We start from the raw sequence: 15,422 nt of genomic DNA on the forward strand, positions 1-15,422 counted from the left end.
CCCGCCGGACGCCGGAAGGAGCAGCGCTCAGCCGGTGGCGCGGACCGGGCGGCCCACCAGCGCGGGAAGGTCCGCCATCGCCGTGAAGACGTGGGTGGCGCCCGCGCCGAGCAGAGCCTCCGGCGGGTGGTGGGCGAGGCTGTCCGGCGGGCAGAAGCCGAACACGGTGGCGCCGGCGGCCACGCCCGCGGTCACCCCGGGGACCGTGTCCTCGACGACGGCGGCCCGGGCCGGATCGACGCCCAGAGCCGCCGCCGCGGCCAGGTAGACGTCGGGCGCCGGCTTGCTACGGGGCTGGTCCATGCCGCTGAACATGCGGCCGGCGAAGATCCCGTCGAGGCCGACCTTGCGCAGCTGCAACATCACCTTGCCGAGGTCGGCGCCGCTCGCGCAGGCGATCATGCCGCCCGTCGCCGCGCTGATCTCGTGGACCGCGGCGACGGCTCCCGGGATCGGCTCCAGCGACGCGGCCAGCGCCTCGTTGCGGCGGTGGCGGAACTCGCTCAGCCAGTCGTCGGTGACCTCGAAGCCGGTGTGGGCGGTGATGACGGCGGTTTCGTCGCGCAGCGCCCGGCCGACGAAGAGGCGGAAACAGTCCGCCGCGCTCACCTGCCAGCCGAGCTCGTGCAACATCGAGCGGAGCACGCCGTTGGTGATGCTCTCGGAGTCGACCAGGACCCCGTCGCAGTCGAACAGGACAGCGTCGAACGAACCGGGGCCGGACATGACCGCGACACTACGCGGGACGCCGCTCACCCCGGGCGGCAGCCACGCCTGCTCGCTCAGACAGCCTGGTCGGTCCGGGACTCGGCCGTCGGGCTGGAGGTGACCGGCGGCGTCTGCTCCGGCGGCGACGACGGGCCCGGGTCCGTCGGCTCGACGGGCGGGTCGGTGGGCGCGGGGCTGTGGTCCGGGGTCTTCGAGGGCGTCGGCTGCTGCGGCGGCGGGGTGCTCGCGGGCGGCTTGCTCGGGGCGGCCGGCGGTGTGGTGGACGGTCGCGGGGCCGGCGTGGTCGTGGGGTCGGCGGCCGGAGCGGTGTGGCGGGTGGTGGTCTTCTTCCGTACGCGGATCGTCGTCGTCTCGGTGGTCCTGCGGACCCGCGCGGTGGGCGTCGACGACGGCGTGCCGCTCGGGCGAGGCGAGACGGTCACGGGGCGGGTGCCCTCCACCGCGCCCTCCACGGCTGCCTCCGCCTTGCGGCCGCCGGGCGTGGCCGTGCCGTTGGCCAGCTGGGCGCCCAGGATGCTCAGGACCGCCGCGACCACCGCGACGGACGTCATGACGGTGGTGCGCCGCTGCGGCCGGTGCGTCGCCGGGATCAGCGAAGCGACGCGGAAGGCCGGCATCGGCCGCGCGGGGCGGGGCAGCGGCGCCGGGCGGACGGCCTGCCGCAGCGCCTCGGCGACGGCGGTGGCCGACGGGCGGGCCTGCGGGTCGTCGGCCGTGCACTCCTCGTAGAGGCGGACCAGCTCGCGGGGAAGGCCGGCGATGCGCGGCAGCCGCGGGGCCGGGCTGCCGTGCCGGGCGACGAGCACCTCGTGCAGGCTCGCGCCCTGCCAGGCCGGGGCGCCGGTGAGGCATTCGAACAGCAGCAGGCCCAACGCGTACACGTCGGCCGCGGGGTACGTGGGCTCGCCGCGGAGCTGCTCGGGCGCCAGGTGCGTCGGGCTGCCCCACAGGCCGCCGTTGGTGTCGAGGCCGTTGCGCCCGGCAGCGGCGGCGATGCCGAAGTCGAGGACCTTCACGCCGTCCGCGGTGAGCATGACGTTGCGCGGGTTGACGTCGCGGTGCACCAGGCTCTGCGCGTGCGCGGCGGCCAGCGCGGCGGCGACGCCCGCGCCGATCTCGGCGGCCTCGCGCCACTTCAGGCGGCCCGTGCGGGCCAGCCGGTCGGCGAGCGTCTCGCCGTCGACGAACTCCATGACCAGGTACGGGGTCCGCCGGGGGCCGTCGGCGACCTCGCCGTAGTCGTACACCTGGGCGATGTTCGGGTGGCTGAGCCCGGCCGCCGTACGGGCCTCGAGCAGCACGTCGGTCGCGGACTCACCGAAGATCTTGATGGCGACGGCGCGTTTGAGGGTGGTGTCGAACCCGTAGTGCACCACCGCACTGCCGCCTTGGCCGAGGGCGTCGCCCAGCCCGTAACGCCCCGCGAGCACCTGCACTGCGACCTCCCCGATGGCCGTCCCGGCGCCGGCGTGGACCGCACCGCGACGTGGCAGCAGCATACCCGCCGATGATCGATGAAAACTGCGTCGGTCGTCACGCCGACACCCGGCACGGCCACGGGTCAGGCGGCGTCGTAGTCGACGCTGCGGCCCAGCTCCGCCCAGCGGTCGTCGGCGGCCTTCAGCCGCTTCATCTCGGCGTCGACCAGCCCCACCGCGTCACTGCCCAGCGGCAGGTTCAGCGGGGGCTCGGGCATCCGCGCCACCTCGAGCAGGACCCGCGCCACCTTCACCGGGTCGATGGGCTCCCGGCCGGTGCGGCCGCGGATGTAGCGGCCCATCGCGCCGACCGTGGCATCGTACTGCGGGGAGATCCGTGGAATGTCCATCGAGGACCCCGCCCAGTCGGTGCGCATGGCGCCGGGCTCGGCAAGCGTGACCTTGACGCCGAGCGGGCCGGCCTCCTTGGCCAGCACGCCCGAGAAGCCCTCCACGGCCCACTTGCCGGACTGGTAGGCGCCGACACCGGGCGCGGTGCCGCGGCCGCCGACCGAGGTGACCTGGATGAAGTGGCCCGCGCCCCGGGACACGAAGTGCGGCAGCGCGGCCTTGGTGACGTGCACGGTGCCGTAGAACACGGCGTCCACCTGGGCGCGGAAGTCGTCCAGGGAGATGTCCTCGATGGCGACGAGGTTCGCGTATCCGGCGTTGTTGACGACCACGTCGAGGTGGCCGAACGCGGCGATGGCGGCGTCGACCGTCGTCTGCGCCTGCGCCGCGTCGGTGACGTCGAGGGTCAGCGGCAGCAGCCGGTCGCCGTACCTGGCGGCCAGATCGGCGAGCGACGCGGTGGATCGGGCGGTGGCGGCGACGCGGTGCCCGGCGGCGAGGGCCTCCTCGACGATCGCCCGCCCGAGACCGCGGGAGCTGCCGGTGACGAACCAGACCTGCTCGGTCATGTCCTTCTCCTTCACTGGGGTGTGCCTGAAATTTAACGCAAGCCAGTTGCGTAAACAACGCAAGGATGTTGCGTTATTGTGGTGTCGTGTCCCACACGCCGTTCCAGCGCGCCCGGTCCGCGCAGGCCAAGGAGGAGCGCTCCGCCGCCCTGGTGCGCGCCGCGCGCGAGCTGGCCACGGAAGCCGGCGTCCGGTCGGTCACGCTCACCGAGATCGCCACCACCGCGGGGGTGCATGTCTCGGGCGTACGCCGGTATTTCGGCTCCCGCGAGGAGATCTTCCTGAGGCTCGCCGCCCAGGAGTGGGAGCAGTGGGCGGGCACGATCGAGGCCGCACTCGCCGGACGCCGCGAGGTGCCCGCCGCCGAGCTGGCCGGCCTGCTGTCGCGGACGCTCGCCGAGCGCGCGCTCTTCTGCGATCTGCTGGCGCACGCCCCGCTGACGCTCGAGCGCGAGGTCCCCCGGGAGACGGTCCGCGACTTCAAGCTGACGGCGCTCCGCGCGGTGGACGTCATCGTCGCGGCGGTGACCTCCGCGACGGCGCTGCCCGCCCCCGCCGCCCACGACCTGGTCGCCGCGGTCACCTCGCTGGCGGCCAGCCTCTGGCAGATCGCACACCCGCCCGAGACCCTCGCGGCCCTGTACGCCGAGGACCCCCGCGTGGCGCACGCCGCCTCCGACTTCACGCCGCGGCTGACCCGGCTGACCTCGGCGCTGGTGCTCGGCCTGGCGGCCGCGGACTGACCCTCCGGTGCCCGCTCCCGCGGCCGCGGTGGGCCCACGGGGGCATACGACGAGATCGTCGCGTTCGACGTTTCGCCCCCGGTGGCCGGTCAGCGCCGCGGGCGGACCCTCCGGGCCGGCCCACCGTGGGAGAGCGACTACGGTCGCCAGGCGAGCAGCGTCTCGTCGACGATCTCGTCGAGCTCGGCGCGGCCGAGGCCGTTGGCCGCCTGCACGGAGATGCCGAACGCCACGGTCATGAAGCAGCGGCGAGCCGCCGGGGATCCGTGTCGCGCGGCAGGTCGCCCTGGTCGACGGCGCGGCGGAAACGCTCCTCGAGGCGTTCACCTGCATCGTTGCGCCACCGGACGAGCTCGTCGTGCACGGGCCGGCTCTGGTCGCTCGTGGGCAGCGCGCCCTGCACGGTCATGCACCCGGCGAAGTCCTCGGGGAGGGTCGACGTGCGGACCGCCCCGCGCAGCAGCGCCTCGACGGCCTCGCGCGCGGTGGGCTGCTCCAGCGCGGTCTCCATGTAGCAGGCAGGACCGTCCGCGTAGCGCTGCAGGGCCTTGCGGAACAGCTGCTCCTTGTTGCCGAAGGCGGCGTACATGCTGGTCTTGGTGATCCCCATGGCGCTGGTCAGGTCGGTCAGGCTCGCGCCCTCGTAGCCCTGCTGCCGGCCGCCGCGGAGATCGGCGCGCGTTTCGTGCAGCTCGACGTCACCGACGACGCGTCGGTGGCCGGCGCGCTCGCGACGATCGACGCGGCCGAGGGCCGGCTCGACGTGCTGGTCAACAACGCGGGCATCCTGGGCGACGGGCCCGTCGACGGGTCCAAGGCGCTGCGGGTGTTCGACACCAACGCGGTGGGCGTCGTGCGGGTCACCGAAGCGGCGCTGCCGTTGCTGCGCAGGTCGGCCGACCCCACGGTGGTCACCGTCTCGAGCAGCATGGGCTCGTTCGGGGTGGTGACCGACCCCGGGCGGCCGGAGTTCGCGCTGCCGCTGGCGCTCTACGCGGCGTCCAAGGCGGCGGCGACGATGCTCACCGTCCAGTACGCCAAGGCGCACCCGGGCATCAAGTTCAACGCGGTGGAGCCCGGCCCGACCGCCACCGACATGGTCGCCGCCTACGACATCGGACGGCCGGCTCAGGAGAGCGCCAAGGTGATCGTCGGGCTGGCGACGCTCGGCCGGGACGGGCCGACCGGAACGCTGCAGGACGAGGCCGGAGCCCTGCCCTGGTGAGCCTGCCCTGGTGAGCTCTGCCCTGGTGAGCCCGGCACGAGCGAAGCACCCGATAGGTTCGGCGCCATGTCGATGTTCCGAGCGCCGCAGCTGGTCCTGTTCAGCGCGGACGTCACGCGGGTCGCCCGGTTCTACGAGCAGCTCGGCTTCAGCGAGACCTTCCGGGTGCCCACCGAGGGGCCGCCGATCCACATCGACCTCGTTCTCGACGGCTACCGGATCGGCTTCTCCTCGGTGGAGTCCACCCGCGACGACCACGGCCTCGACCCGGTCACCGGCGGCCAGCACACCGCCGTCGTCCTCTGGACCGACGACACCGCGGCGGCCTACGAGCACGTCGTCGGGCTGGGGTCGCCCGCGCTGCGGGGACCGCACGTCTGGCTCGACCGGCTGCTGATCGCGTGGACCGCCGACCCGGACGGCAACCCCATCCAGATCGTCCAGGCGCTGCGCGAGTGACGCCGGGCGCGGCTACAGGAAGCGCTCGGGGTCGAACCGGTCGACGTCGATGATGCGGACGCGGGGCAGGACGCTGGTGAAGCAGTCCGCGTCCTCCTCGATGTCGAAGACCTCGAGACCGGGCAGCTCGGCGAAGCCCGCGTTGAGGAACTCCTTGAACCCGACGATCCCGACGCGGCGATCGCCGTGCAGCAGCCGCTCGATGTGCGGCAGGAAGTCGCCGTCGTGGCTGGCGAGCAGCACGTTGCCGGGACGCCGGGTGATCGCCTCGAGGGTGCGCTGGATGCCGATGTCCACGACCTTCTGGTCCGGCGAGCCGGCCAGCGGGATCGGCCGGTAGTCCATGCTCAGCAGGGCCCGGACGAACGGCATCGGCATGGCGCCGGCCGAGGCGTTGAGGAAGAACAGCCCCTTGACCGGCTGCTTCCACGTGTCGTGCGCGAACTCGCGCAGCCGCTCCCACCGCGGCCGCTCGGCGGGAGCGGGCCGGCGGTCCAGCACGCTCCCGCCGAGGGTGGCGTCGATGTTCTCCCCGTCGACGATGAGGTAGGTCACGGACTCGGGCGTACCGGGCATGGTCGTACCTCTCCGACGGGCTCAGGCACGGGAACCGTGCGCGCCCCAGGATAAGGCGGTCAGCAGCCGAGCCGCTGCTCGGACAGCGCGATGTCGTCGATCCAGAGGTCGAAACGGCCCGGCGTGGTGCCGCCCTGGTAGAGCTGCCAGCCCACCTTGACGGTGTCGACGGCGGGCAGGACGAACGGGACGGCGTTCCCGCCGTGCTCGGTGGCCGACGCGGTCAGCTCGGGGTTGGCCACACCGTCGATCCACACGGCGACGCGGTTGTCCGCGCGGTCGAGCACCCACTCGAAGCACTGCCAGGTGTCCTCGACGACCGGCGCCGACTCGCGCCAGTCGGTCCAGTCACCGGTGGGGCCGCCGTCGGCGCCCACGCCCCAGAAGACCCCGGGGACGGTCGGCGCGTACTGGCCGCCGACGGGCCGGACGATCTCCGAGCTGCCGGCGCCGGTGGCCTCGACGAGCGTGAAGTGCGCCCAGTCGGGGGCGGTGGGGAAGGCGTCGACGCGCAGGCGCATCCGGCCGAACAGACGGCCCGGTGCGGCGAGGTCGTCGACGCGCAGGAACGCGCGCCCGTTGTCGACGGTGCGGACGTGCAGGACCTTGTCGCCGCGCCGGGCCCGCTCCACGGTGAGCGTGCCGTTGCGCGTGTCGATGCCCCAGTCGAGCGAGCTCGCGCCGCCGGTGGGCAGCCGCTGGAAGTCCTCGCAGAAGAGCAGGTCGCGGTCGCAGGTGCCGTGGTGGTCGGCGCCGGCCGCGCCCGCCGGGGCGCTGCCCGCTCCGGCGCCGAGGATCAGAGCCGCGGTGAGCGCGGCGAAAAGGTGACGCATGGTTCTCCTCCTCGAGGCGGTCGACGTCAGCGGCGGATGCCGGCGAGCTCGCGGTCGCCGGCCACGACGGCCGGCACGCCGCGGCGCCGGGCGATGAGCGCGTCGGCGGACCACGGGCCCGCGCCGATCGCGGCGATGGCCAGGAACGCCCAGGCGTAGAGCGCGGGCGTGACGCCGCCGTTCTCGATCGGCAGCAGGCCCTGCGGCTGGTGGACGACGAAGTACGCGTACGCCATCGAGCCGGAGGCGAGGATCGCCGCGGGGCGGGTGGCGAGGCCCGCGAGGACCAGCGCGCCGCATCCCAGCTGGATCAGCCCGGCGTACCAGTGCGGCCACGTGCCCGGCTCGACGGCCTGGCCGGAGCCGCGGTTGCCGCCCAGCACGCCGAAGACGGAGGCGAGCCCGTGGCACAGGAACAACAGGCCGACCACCATGCGGAACAGTGACCACGTCGGCGCGGCGAGACGGTGAGGGGACATGGTTCTCCTTGCGGGGAGCGAGGGGGACGGGGATTCCCGCAGGCTAAACACGGAGAACGCGCCCAGGCAACGATGTTCGTCAATGCCCAGGTAGCGGTATGGGAGCGCTCCCAACTGGTGGACGGGAAACCGGGTGCGCCGCCGCGGCGCACCCGGTTCGCCGGCTCAGAGGTCGGCGGGGCCTGTGGCAGTGGCCTCCCGGACCGCGGCGCTGCGCCGTTCGGTCGCCTTGGTGGTGTCGTCGGTGCGGGGCGCGGCGGAGCGGGCGGCCGAACGGGCCGCGGCCGCCGGAGCGGGGTCGGTGACGACGCCCCGGCGGATGCGGTTGTTCGGGGCTATCCGGGCGGCCGGCGTGTTGCCGGTCGCGGTCAGCGTGCCGTCGATGATGTTGTCGTCGACGGTGACGCCGCCCGTGGTGCTGGTGACGCTGACGTCCCGGCCCCAGAAGGTGCCCGAGGCGCACGAGTCGAGCGGGCCGCCGGGGCCGAGCTGCACGCCGCCCAGGTTGCCGGCGAAGGTCGCCTTGCCGCGCACCGAGCTGCCGCAGACGACGCTGCCGGTGGCGCTGTTGAGGACCGACAGCGTGCCGTCCACGAACGCGTCGTGGACGTCGGTGTAGTAGGTGCCGCTGCTGGAGACGTTGCCCTCGACCGACGTGCGGTCGAGGCGCACCTCCCCGGCCGCCGTGGTGACGTTTCCGGCGACCGTGCTGTCCTCCACGAAAAGGAAGCTGTCCACCGTGGTGGTGCCCTTTGCCCGTACGGTCACCGCGCCGCTCGACGCGTCGCGGAGGAACACGCCGTAGCCGCCCGCCGCCAGCACGACCGGGCCGGCGATGGTCGTGTCCGAGGCGTCCAGGTAGCCGTTGCCGGCCACCCGTACGTCGCCGGCGAGCCGGCCGCCGGTGACGACCAGGTTGCCGCCGGCCGCGACGCTCACGTTGCCGGTGACGGTCGTGCCGGTCAGCGCGCACGACTCCCCCGCCGGCACGTACAGGTCGTTCGGGACGGTCACCGCGCCGCCGGTGCCGACGCAGTGCGTGACGAGGGCGGCGCCGGCGGGCACGGCGGGGACCAGGCCGGCCAGGACACCGGCGGCGACGAGGAACGGGGAGCGCTTGCGCATGGGAAGCCCTTTCATGAGCCGATGTCCGATCGGGCGGCCGCGCGCACGATCGCGCCCCGCTGCCGCTGGGTGAGGATGCCGCCGGCAACGAGCGCGGCGGTGACGGTCTCGACGTGCCGGACGAACGCGGCGTGGCCCGGATAGCCGGCGTGCTCGGCGATCAGGTCGTTGACGGTGCAGCCGTCGCCGGTGTCCACGTTGGGCACGCCGGTGTCGTCGCCGCCGATGACGACCGTGGGCCGCGGATCGGGAACCTCGCACGCGCCGCCGCCGGAGCCGGCCACCGTGAACGTCACGGACTTCTCCGCCGACGTGTTGCCGGCCGCGTCCGTGGCCCGGGCCCGTACGGTGTGGGCGCCCGAGCCCGTCACGGAGAACGGTGCGGAGTAACGATTCCAGGCTCCGCCGTCCAGGGCGTACTCGAGGATCCCCGGCTCGTCCGCGCTGACGGTCACCGTCGCCGCGCCGACGTACGCGCCGTTGCCGTCCCGCTCCCCCGCCACGGTCACCGCCACCGTGGGCGGCGTGGTGTCCGGCTGCGGCCGCGCCACCACGGCGAAGTGCGCCATCTGCTCGGCCGACGTGTTCCCGGCCCTGTCGGTGGCCCGGTAGTGCAGCATGTGCGTGCCGGGCGCCGAGACGACAACCGGGTTCCCGTACGGCGTGAAGGGCGCGCCGTCGAGCGAGTACTCGATGCGGGCCACTCCCGAGCCGGCGTCCGCGGCCGTGAGCGTGGCGGTGGCCGTACCGAGGAAGTCGCCCTGCCCGTCGCGGTCCCCGGTGAGCGAGGCGGTGACCGTGGGCGGTGTCGTGTCCTCCGGCGGCGACGGCTCGACGACCGTGAACGCCAGCGAGCCCTCGGCGGAGGCGTTGCCCGCCCGGTCGGTGGCCCGGTAGCGCACGGTGTGGGCGCCGGGCGAGGACACCGCCACCGGCGCGGCGTACGCCTGGAACGCTCCACCGTCCAGGGCGTACTCCACGACGCCCACGCCCGACTCGCTGTCGGTGGCGGTAAGCGTGACGGTCGCCGTGCCGACGTAGTTGCCGCCCGCGTCCCGGGTCCCGGTCGCGGCGGCCGTCACCGTCGGCGGCGTCGTGTCCGGCGACCCGCCGCCGTCGGTGACGACGAGCTCGCCCACCATCGAGCCGTGCCCGGGGATCGAGCAGAAGTACCGGTACCGGCCCGGGGTGAGCGTCACGGTGGCCTCGTGCCGGCCGTTGGTGGCGTCGAACGGGTTCGCGAGGATGTTCAGGCCGACGTCGTGGTTGTAGCCCTCGGTCGTGGTGTCGAAGGTGAGCGTGTGCGGCATGCCGGTGGTGTTGCCGGTCGCCGCGCTGTTCTCGAACACGATGGTGGTGACGCCGGCGACGGCCGTGGCGGGCGCCGACCGGTACGCGGTGATGCTGTCGCCGGCGGTCCAGGTGACCGTCTGCGCGGCGGAGGCGGGAGCCGCCGGCGCTAGCAGGAGCAGCGCGGCGAGGACGATCAGCAGCCGCCTCACAGCGCACGCACCCGGATGTCGCGGAACTCGACGAGGTCGGTGTCGCTGTGGTTCTGCAGGCCGATCAGCCCCTCCGCGAACTGCCGCAGGTCGGTGGGCGGGTCGCCGGCGCGCGACGACTGCTTGCCCGGCGTGTTGTCGAACTCGTTGATGACGGCGCCGTTGCGCACGATGGTGTAGTGCCGGCCGACCACGCGGATCTCGTAGCGGTTCCACACGTTCTTCGCGGTGACGCCCGCCGCGCTCAGGGGGTTGGGGTCGAAGTTGTAGATCGAGCCCGTCTTCTGCGGCTCGCCCGTCTCGCCGTCGTAGATCTGCACCTCGTGGCCGCAGTAGATCGCCACCCAGGCCTGCGACGTGCGCGCCGAGCCGACCGTGCCGCAACTGCCCGGCGGCCGCTGGTCGAGCGGTATCCGCGGATCGGGGAACCGGGTGAAGACCCCGCTGTTGCCCCGCGCGTCCCCCGGGGCGACGTCGCGGAACTGCAACGTCAGCGAGAAGTCCCGGAACGGCTCGGTGTAGTAGAGCATCCCGAGCCCGCCGCCGGGCCGCAGCGACCCGTCGGCCTGGATCGTGAACTGCCCGGTCGGCGCCTGCGCCCAGTCCCGCAGCGACTCCGGCGTGCCGTTGTAGAGCGACTGGTAGCCGGCGTGTCCCTCCTGGCCGATCGGCGAGGCGGCCGCCGCCCGGGTCAGCGCCCCCGACTCCCGGGCGCTGATCACCCTGTCCGCCACCAGGATCGACGCCACCGATCCGACGTGCCGGACGAACGCGTCGTGGGTGGCCCACGTGCTCTCGTCGTCGATCAGGTCGTCGATCGTGCAGCCCTGACCCACGACGCGGTTCGGCACCCCGGAGTCGACGGCGTCCAGGCGTACGGTCGTGGCCGGGTCCGCCACCGCACAGCCCACCGTGACCGTCGTGCGGACCGTCGCCGTCTCGCCGCCCGCATAGGTGACGGTCAGCGTCACCGGATAGGAGCCGACCCGGGCGTACGTGTGCCGGGGGTCGGCCTCGGTCGAGGTGGCGCCGTCGCCGAACGTCCACTGGTGCGACAACCCGCCCGAGCGCGAGCCGGTGAACGCCACCGTGAGCGGCTTGTCCTGCACGGCGACCGACGTGGCCGCCGGCGCGGGCGTGGGCGCCCCACCCTGGTACGTGATCCGGATCAGCTTCTGGTTGGCGTGCAGGCTGAAGAAGCCGCCGCCGTAGTCGAGCAGGTACAGCGCCCCGTCGGGCCCGAACTTCGCGTCCATCCAGGACTGCAGCTGGGTCGCCCCGCCACCGGCCGGGATGATGGCCCGCAGCGACTCGCCGAAGGCCGGCGGCCGGCCCGGCTGGTCGACCGTGACCGCGACCCGGTTGGCCGCGTTCGACTGGTCGCCGATGAGCCACTTGTCGTTCCAGTACGCGGGCCACGCCACCTTGCTCGCCGGGTCGGCCAGGTCGCGGTGGTACGTCGGCCCCGACATCACGGCCTGCCCGCCGCCGCGCAGGTACGGCTGGGTGTACGTGGCGTCCGCCGCCCTGTACGTCGGCACGCCGCTGCCGTCCGCGCGTGGCGGGAAGACCGGGCCGCCGCCGTCCGGCGAGTACCAGATCATGTTGTCCTTGACCGGCGGCAGGTCGGCCAGCCCCGTGTTGCGCGGCGACTGGTTGCGCGGGTGCTCGCAGTCGTACCAGCCGGTCAGCTGCGTGGCGTCGGTGCTGCTGCGATCCCGGTACGGCTGCCGGTTGCCCATGCAGTACGGCCAGCCGTGGTTGCCCGCCTCGGTGATGATCGTGGCGGTCTCGTACTTGGCCGGCCCCAGCTCCGGGCTCGGCGCCGCGGCGTCCGGCCCGACCCAGCCCGCGGTCAGCCACTGCTTCTTCTCGTCGATCTGCAGCCGGGCGATGTTGCGCACGCCCATCACGTAGATCTCCGGCCGGGTCTTCTCCGTGCCGGGCGCGAACAGGTTGCCCGGCGGGATCGTGTAGGTGCCGTCCGCCTCCGGGTGGATGCGAATGATCTTGCCGTTGAGGTCGTTGGTGTTGCCCGCCGTACGCCGGGCGTCCTGGAACGACGTGCCCTCGAACTCCGCGGTCCAGTTGTTGCCCGAATAGCCGCCCGAGCCCTGCGACGAGTTACTGTCGCCCGACCCGACATACAGGTTGCCGTCGTCGTCGAACGCCATGCCACCGCCCGCGTGGCAGCAGCTGTGGATCTGGGTGGGCCAGTGCAGCAGATCCTTGCGCGTGCCCTGGTCGATCGTCTGCTGTGCACGGTCGTACGTGAACCGGGAGATCGTGCGCTGCCCGATCCGCCTGTCCCGGTCGATCGACGCGTGCGGCATCCAGTACACGTACAGCCAGCCGTTGTCCGCGAACCGCGGGTCGGGCACGATGCCGAGCAGGCCCTCCTCGTTCTTCACCAGCTCGTCGCCGCTGCCCCGGTTGCCCATCACCGGCAGCGTGGTCAGCAACTTCACCTGCCTGGTCGCCGGGCTGTACGAATGGATCGTGCCGCAGCCCAGACCCACCTTCGGGTCCGTCCAGGGCACGACCGGCCCGCTCGGGCAGGCCGCCTTGCCGACGTAGAACACGGTGCCGTCCGGCGCGATCGTCAGCCCGTGCGGCTCGCCGATCTGGTCGAGCTCACCCGCCCTGTTCGCCGCCGTGAGCCGCTCGACCTTGTAGTTCGCCGCGATCGTCGCCTGGCAGTCGCCGCGCACGATGCCGCTCGTCCAGCCCAGCGCGCCGGCCAGGTGCTTGCGGAACGCCTCCTCGCCGTACGAGCCCTCGGTGTGGCCCATGCCCGTGTAGAAGGACCGCCCGCCGTCGTAGTCACGGCACCACGAGATCGGATGGAACGGCCCGTTCGCGCCCAGCCCCGCGTCGTAGTGCCGCTCCTCCACCTGCGCCAGCGTGTGCACCGCGCCGACCGGGTTCGGATCCCAGTTCTGCCAGCGGTCCTCGCGCGTCACGGTCAGCGGCAGGCCCTTCGTGGCCGGATGCTGCCGGTCCAGGATGTCGACCACGGCCCGGTTCACCGCGGGCGGCGCGGGCGTCTGCGTGCTGCCGGTGAACAGCCTCAGGTCGGCGAGCTGGGTCAGCGGTTCGCCGCCGTTCGCCGTGACGTTCAGCCGATAGAACCTGTAGTCCCCCGGCGTGCCCACGTCGAAGCGGCGCGTCTGGAAGCGCTCCGGGAACGTCTGCCCCGTCCGAGCGTCCACATCGGTCCACGCCTGCCCGTCCGCCGACCCCTGCAGGGTCCAGTCCCTCGGGTCGCGCCCCGGCGAGTCGTTCGCCGACGTCAGCGCGTAGCCCGTGACCCGGGCCGGCGCCGCCAGCTCGTAGCGCACCCAGGCCGTCGGCGTGCGCACCAGCCACTTGGTGTTCGGGTCGCCGTCGTTCAGCTTGACCGCGGTCTCGTTCGGCGGGTTCTCACCGTTGGCGGTGACCGCCTGCACCGGGTGGGCGACCGGGATCGCGCCGGCCGGGCGGGTGCCGATCAGGCCGGTGAACCAGGGCGAGTCGAGCTGGGCGCGGGCCGCGTCGCCGATGGCCAGGAAGCCGCCGCCGGCGTTGATGAAGGCCTTGAGGGAGGCCTCCTGGGGAGGGGTCAGCGTCACGCCGTCGGCCGAGAGGAAGACGACTGCCCGGTACGGGGTGAGGCCGGACGTGGTGAAGACCGAGGGGTCGGTGGTGGAGGTGGCGGTGAGGCCCTGGGTGGTGGCCAAGGACTGGATGGTCTGGGTGGCGTGGGTTACGGGGTCCTGCTGGGCGGTGGGGGTGCCGGAGAAGATGAGGATGCGGGGGCTGTCGGTGGGGGCCGCGCGGTGGAGAGCGGTCGGGGCTTGCGTATGGGGCGCTGGTGCCTGGTGGGCGGCGGCCGGGGGCGGGGGCGCGGCCGCGGCCGTCAAGGTCGCCGCCAACGCGATGATCACCGTTCGCGAACCACCACCACGGCCCACCCTCCCAAGGGGGAACCCCCGCCGGTCATTTTCGCGGGTTTCGCGGATCTTCGGCGCGCGCCCTGTGGACAGCGCGGAAATGTGGACAACGCCTCGGTGATCGGATGGATGCCGTCCGAGCCTCATGAGCCAGTCCCTCCGTGATTGTGCCCCGCCGCCGACGCCCCGGCGCCCGACGCTGCCGCTCCCGTTGCCGCCTTCGTCGCGGCCCCCGATCCCGCCGCGCCGGACGCTGCCGCAGGTGCCGCCGCAGCCGTTCCCCCGCCCGACGCCGCCGCGCCCGCAGCCGCCCCCGATCCCGCGGCGCCCGCAGCCGCACCCGACGCCGCCGCGTGCTGGTGCCCGCGGAACCGGTCGATCGCCTCCTGAGCCCCCGCCGGCATGCTCCCGTCCTCGTTGCGCACCAGGAAGATCCCGGCCATCCCGGTGTCCGAGTGCGACTGCACGTGGCAGTGGTACATCCACGCCCCCGGCCCCACGACCTCCCCCGCGAGCACCTGGAACCCGAACGAGCTGCCCGGGTTGAGGTCCTTGTTGTCGATCACCGGGCTGGGGTCGGACGGGCCTTCGAGCATCCCGGTGCGGTTGTCGGCCCAGCGGTGCGCGTGCAGGTGGAACGTGTGGAAGAAGTTGCCGTGGCCGATGGCGATCCACTCGACCCGCTGGCCGAGCGTGGCCTCGAACATCGGGGTGTCCGGCGCGGTCCTGTTGTTGATCAGCATGTCGTTGAACACGACCGTGAACTGCTTGTCCGGCAGCAGGTCGCCGCGCCTGCGGACGATCAGCGCCCCGTACAGGCCCTTGATCAGGCCGGCGGTGCCGTGGCCGGTGCCCATCGCGTGGTCGTGGTAGTGCCAGTAGCCGGCGCTTCCGGGCATGAACCGGCGTCCGGCGGCGGCGGTCATCTCGTGCGAGCGCCAGACGTACGTACGGGTCTCGCCCGGCGCGTTGAAGGAGTTGTTGAACGGCGCGCCGTCGGAGTCGGGGCGGTAGTCGACGCCGTGCGGGTGGATGGAGAGCCGCTGGTCGGTCGTGTTGACCAGGGTGATCTCGAGCGTGTCGCCCTCGTACATCTCGAGCACGGGCCCGGGGATCGTGGCGCCGCCCGGTGTGAGGCCGTAGCCGTACTGGCCGCCGGGAAGCGACGAGGCGTAGATCGTGATCTTCTTGGTCACGCCCGCCGCGGCCTTCGCGGGTTTGCTCCGGGTCACCGCGACCGCCCCTCCGGTCAGCCCGAGAGCACCGGCGGCGGCGAGCAGCGACCGGCGGCGGAACCGGTCGTTGACAACGATGTCATCAGTCATGCGCGTCCTCCCACACCCCGGCCGAGACCGGGGCTCCCACGTCGGAAGAGGTGTTCGCGCGCCAAAGCGCCACCGCGACGCCATCCAGGCGTACGT

At 73.2% G+C, this 15,422-nt stretch carries 13 protein-coding genes and 1 pseudogene; 3 read left to right on the forward strand and 11 right to left on the reverse strand.

Annotated elements, in window-relative coordinates; all coding sequences use genetic code 11:
- Window positions 1-27: 27 nt before the first annotated feature.
- From ACSNN8_RS31735 to ACSNN8_RS31745, 3 genes are all read right to left on the reverse strand, one after another.
- Entirely contained in the window at window positions 28-726 is a 699-nt protein-coding gene (locus ACSNN8_RS31735) for an HAD family hydrolase (protein WP_436653655.1), read from the reverse strand.
- Between the two features lie 56 nt (window positions 727-782).
- Window positions 783-2,228, reverse strand: coding sequence for a protein kinase domain-containing protein (locus tag ACSNN8_RS31740; protein ID WP_436653656.1), 1,446 nt, complete (start codon window positions 2,226-2,228; stop codon window positions 783-785).
- A gap of 62 nt (window positions 2,229-2,290) precedes the next feature.
- Entirely contained in the window at window positions 2,291-3,127 is an 837-nt protein-coding gene (locus ACSNN8_RS31745) for an SDR family NAD(P)-dependent oxidoreductase (protein WP_436653657.1), read from the reverse strand.
- Window positions 3,128-3,213: 86 nt separating this feature from the next.
- Between ACSNN8_RS31745 and ACSNN8_RS31750 the strand changes: the two genes are divergently transcribed.
- A complete protein-coding gene (locus ACSNN8_RS31750) occupies window positions 3,214-3,870 on the forward strand; it encodes a TetR family transcriptional regulator (protein ID WP_436653658.1) in 657 nt (218 codons plus the stop codon).
- 235 nt (window positions 3,871-4,105) lie between these two features.
- Here ACSNN8_RS31750 and ACSNN8_RS31755 read toward each other — a convergent pair whose 3' ends face one another.
- On the reverse strand, window positions 4,106-4,480 hold the full coding sequence (locus tag ACSNN8_RS31755; RefSeq protein WP_436655474.1) for a TetR/AcrR family transcriptional regulator: 375 nt from the start codon (window positions 4,478-4,480) through the stop codon (window positions 4,106-4,108).
- A 60-nt stretch (window positions 4,481-4,540) separates the two neighbouring features.
- On the opposite strand from ACSNN8_RS31755, the gene ACSNN8_RS31760 reads away from it, so the two are divergent.
- Both ACSNN8_RS31760 and ACSNN8_RS31765 read left to right on the forward strand, forming a co-directional pair.
- Complete coding sequence (locus ACSNN8_RS31760; protein WP_436655476.1) at window positions 4,541-5,095, forward strand: SDR family NAD(P)-dependent oxidoreductase; 555 nt, start codon at window positions 4,541-4,543, stop codon at window positions 5,093-5,095.
- Window positions 5,096-5,161: 66 nt separating this feature from the next.
- On the forward strand, window positions 5,162-5,554 hold the full coding sequence (locus tag ACSNN8_RS31765) for a VOC family protein (protein ID WP_436653659.1): 393 nt from the start codon (window positions 5,162-5,164) through the stop codon (window positions 5,552-5,554).
- Between the two features lie 12 nt (window positions 5,555-5,566).
- On the opposite strand, the gene ACSNN8_RS31770 is transcribed toward ACSNN8_RS31765, so the two are convergent.
- The 7 genes and pseudogenes from ACSNN8_RS31770 to ACSNN8_RS31800 form a co-directional block, all read right to left on the reverse strand.
- Window positions 5,567-6,130: an NYN domain-containing protein gene (locus ACSNN8_RS31770; RefSeq protein WP_436653660.1), complete on the reverse strand. Its 564-nt coding sequence runs from the start codon at window positions 6,128-6,130 to the stop codon at window positions 5,567-5,569.
- Window positions 6,131-6,189: 59 nt separating this feature from the next.
- Window positions 6,190-6,963, reverse strand: a complete 774-nt coding sequence (locus tag ACSNN8_RS31775; protein WP_436653661.1) for a hypothetical protein — start codon at window positions 6,961-6,963, stop codon at window positions 6,190-6,192.
- A 26-nt stretch (window positions 6,964-6,989) separates the two neighbouring features.
- A complete protein-coding gene (locus ACSNN8_RS31780; RefSeq protein ID WP_436653662.1) occupies window positions 6,990-7,442 on the reverse strand; it encodes a DoxX family protein in 453 nt (150 codons plus the stop codon).
- 165 nt (window positions 7,443-7,607) lie between these two features.
- A complete protein-coding gene (locus ACSNN8_RS31785; protein WP_436653663.1) occupies window positions 7,608-8,567 on the reverse strand; it encodes a hypothetical protein in 960 nt (319 codons plus the stop codon).
- Between the two features lie 278 nt (window positions 8,568-8,845).
- Window positions 8,846-10,060 (reverse strand): annotated as a pseudogene (locus ACSNN8_RS31790) (OmpL47-type beta-barrel domain-containing protein); the annotation flags it as partial.
- Between the two features lie 5 nt (window positions 10,061-10,065).
- Complete coding sequence (locus ACSNN8_RS31795) at window positions 10,066-13,995, reverse strand: ThuA domain-containing protein (RefSeq protein WP_436653664.1); 3,930 nt, start codon at window positions 13,993-13,995, stop codon at window positions 10,066-10,068.
- A 149-nt stretch (window positions 13,996-14,144) separates the two neighbouring features.
- Window positions 14,145-15,326, reverse strand: coding sequence for a multicopper oxidase domain-containing protein (locus ACSNN8_RS31800; protein ID WP_436653665.1), 1,182 nt, complete (start codon window positions 15,324-15,326; stop codon window positions 14,145-14,147).
- Window positions 15,327-15,422 lie beyond the last annotated feature (96 nt).

The sequence above is a fragment of the Actinoplanes sp. URMC 104 genome, from assembly GCF_051386375.1.
Lineage (GTDB): Bacteria > Actinomycetota > Actinomycetes > Mycobacteriales > Micromonosporaceae > Actinoplanes.

What these genes read in the sequence shown, in the direction of transcription:
- ACSNN8_RS31735 (WP_436653655.1), bottom strand. Translation starts at nt 726, where the DNA reads ATGTCCGGCCCCGGTTCGTTCGACGCTGTCCTGTTCGACTGCGACGGG.
- ACSNN8_RS31740 (WP_436653656.1), bottom strand. Translation starts at nt 2,228, where the DNA reads ATGCTGCTGCCACGTCGCGGTGCGGTCCACGCCGGCGCCGGGACGGCC.
- ACSNN8_RS31745 (WP_436653657.1), bottom strand. Translation starts at nt 3,127, where the DNA reads ATGACCGAGCAGGTCTGGTTCGTCACCGGCAGCTCCCGCGGTCTCGGG.
- ACSNN8_RS31755 (WP_436655474.1), bottom strand. Translation starts at nt 4,480, where the DNA reads ATGGGGATCACCAAGACCAGCATGTACGCCGCCTTCGGCAACAAGGAG.
- ACSNN8_RS31765 (WP_436653659.1), top strand. Translation starts at nt 5,162, where the DNA reads ATGTCGATGTTCCGAGCGCCGCAGCTGGTCCTGTTCAGCGCGGACGTC.
- ACSNN8_RS31770 (WP_436653660.1), bottom strand. Translation starts at nt 6,130, where the DNA reads ATGCCCGGTACGCCCGAGTCCGTGACCTACCTCATCGTCGACGGGGAG.
- ACSNN8_RS31775 (WP_436653661.1), bottom strand. Translation starts at nt 6,963, where the DNA reads ATGCGTCACCTTTTCGCCGCGCTCACCGCGGCTCTGATCCTCGGCGCC.
- ACSNN8_RS31780 (WP_436653662.1), bottom strand. Translation starts at nt 7,442, where the DNA reads ATGTCCCCTCACCGTCTCGCCGCGCCGACGTGGTCACTGTTCCGCATG.
- ACSNN8_RS31785 (WP_436653663.1), bottom strand. Translation starts at nt 8,567, where the DNA reads ATGCGCAAGCGCTCCCCGTTCCTCGTCGCCGCCGGTGTCCTGGCCGGC.
- ACSNN8_RS31800 (WP_436653665.1), bottom strand. Translation starts at nt 15,326, where the DNA reads ATGACTGATGACATCGTTGTCAACGACCGGTTCCGCCGCCGGTCGCTG.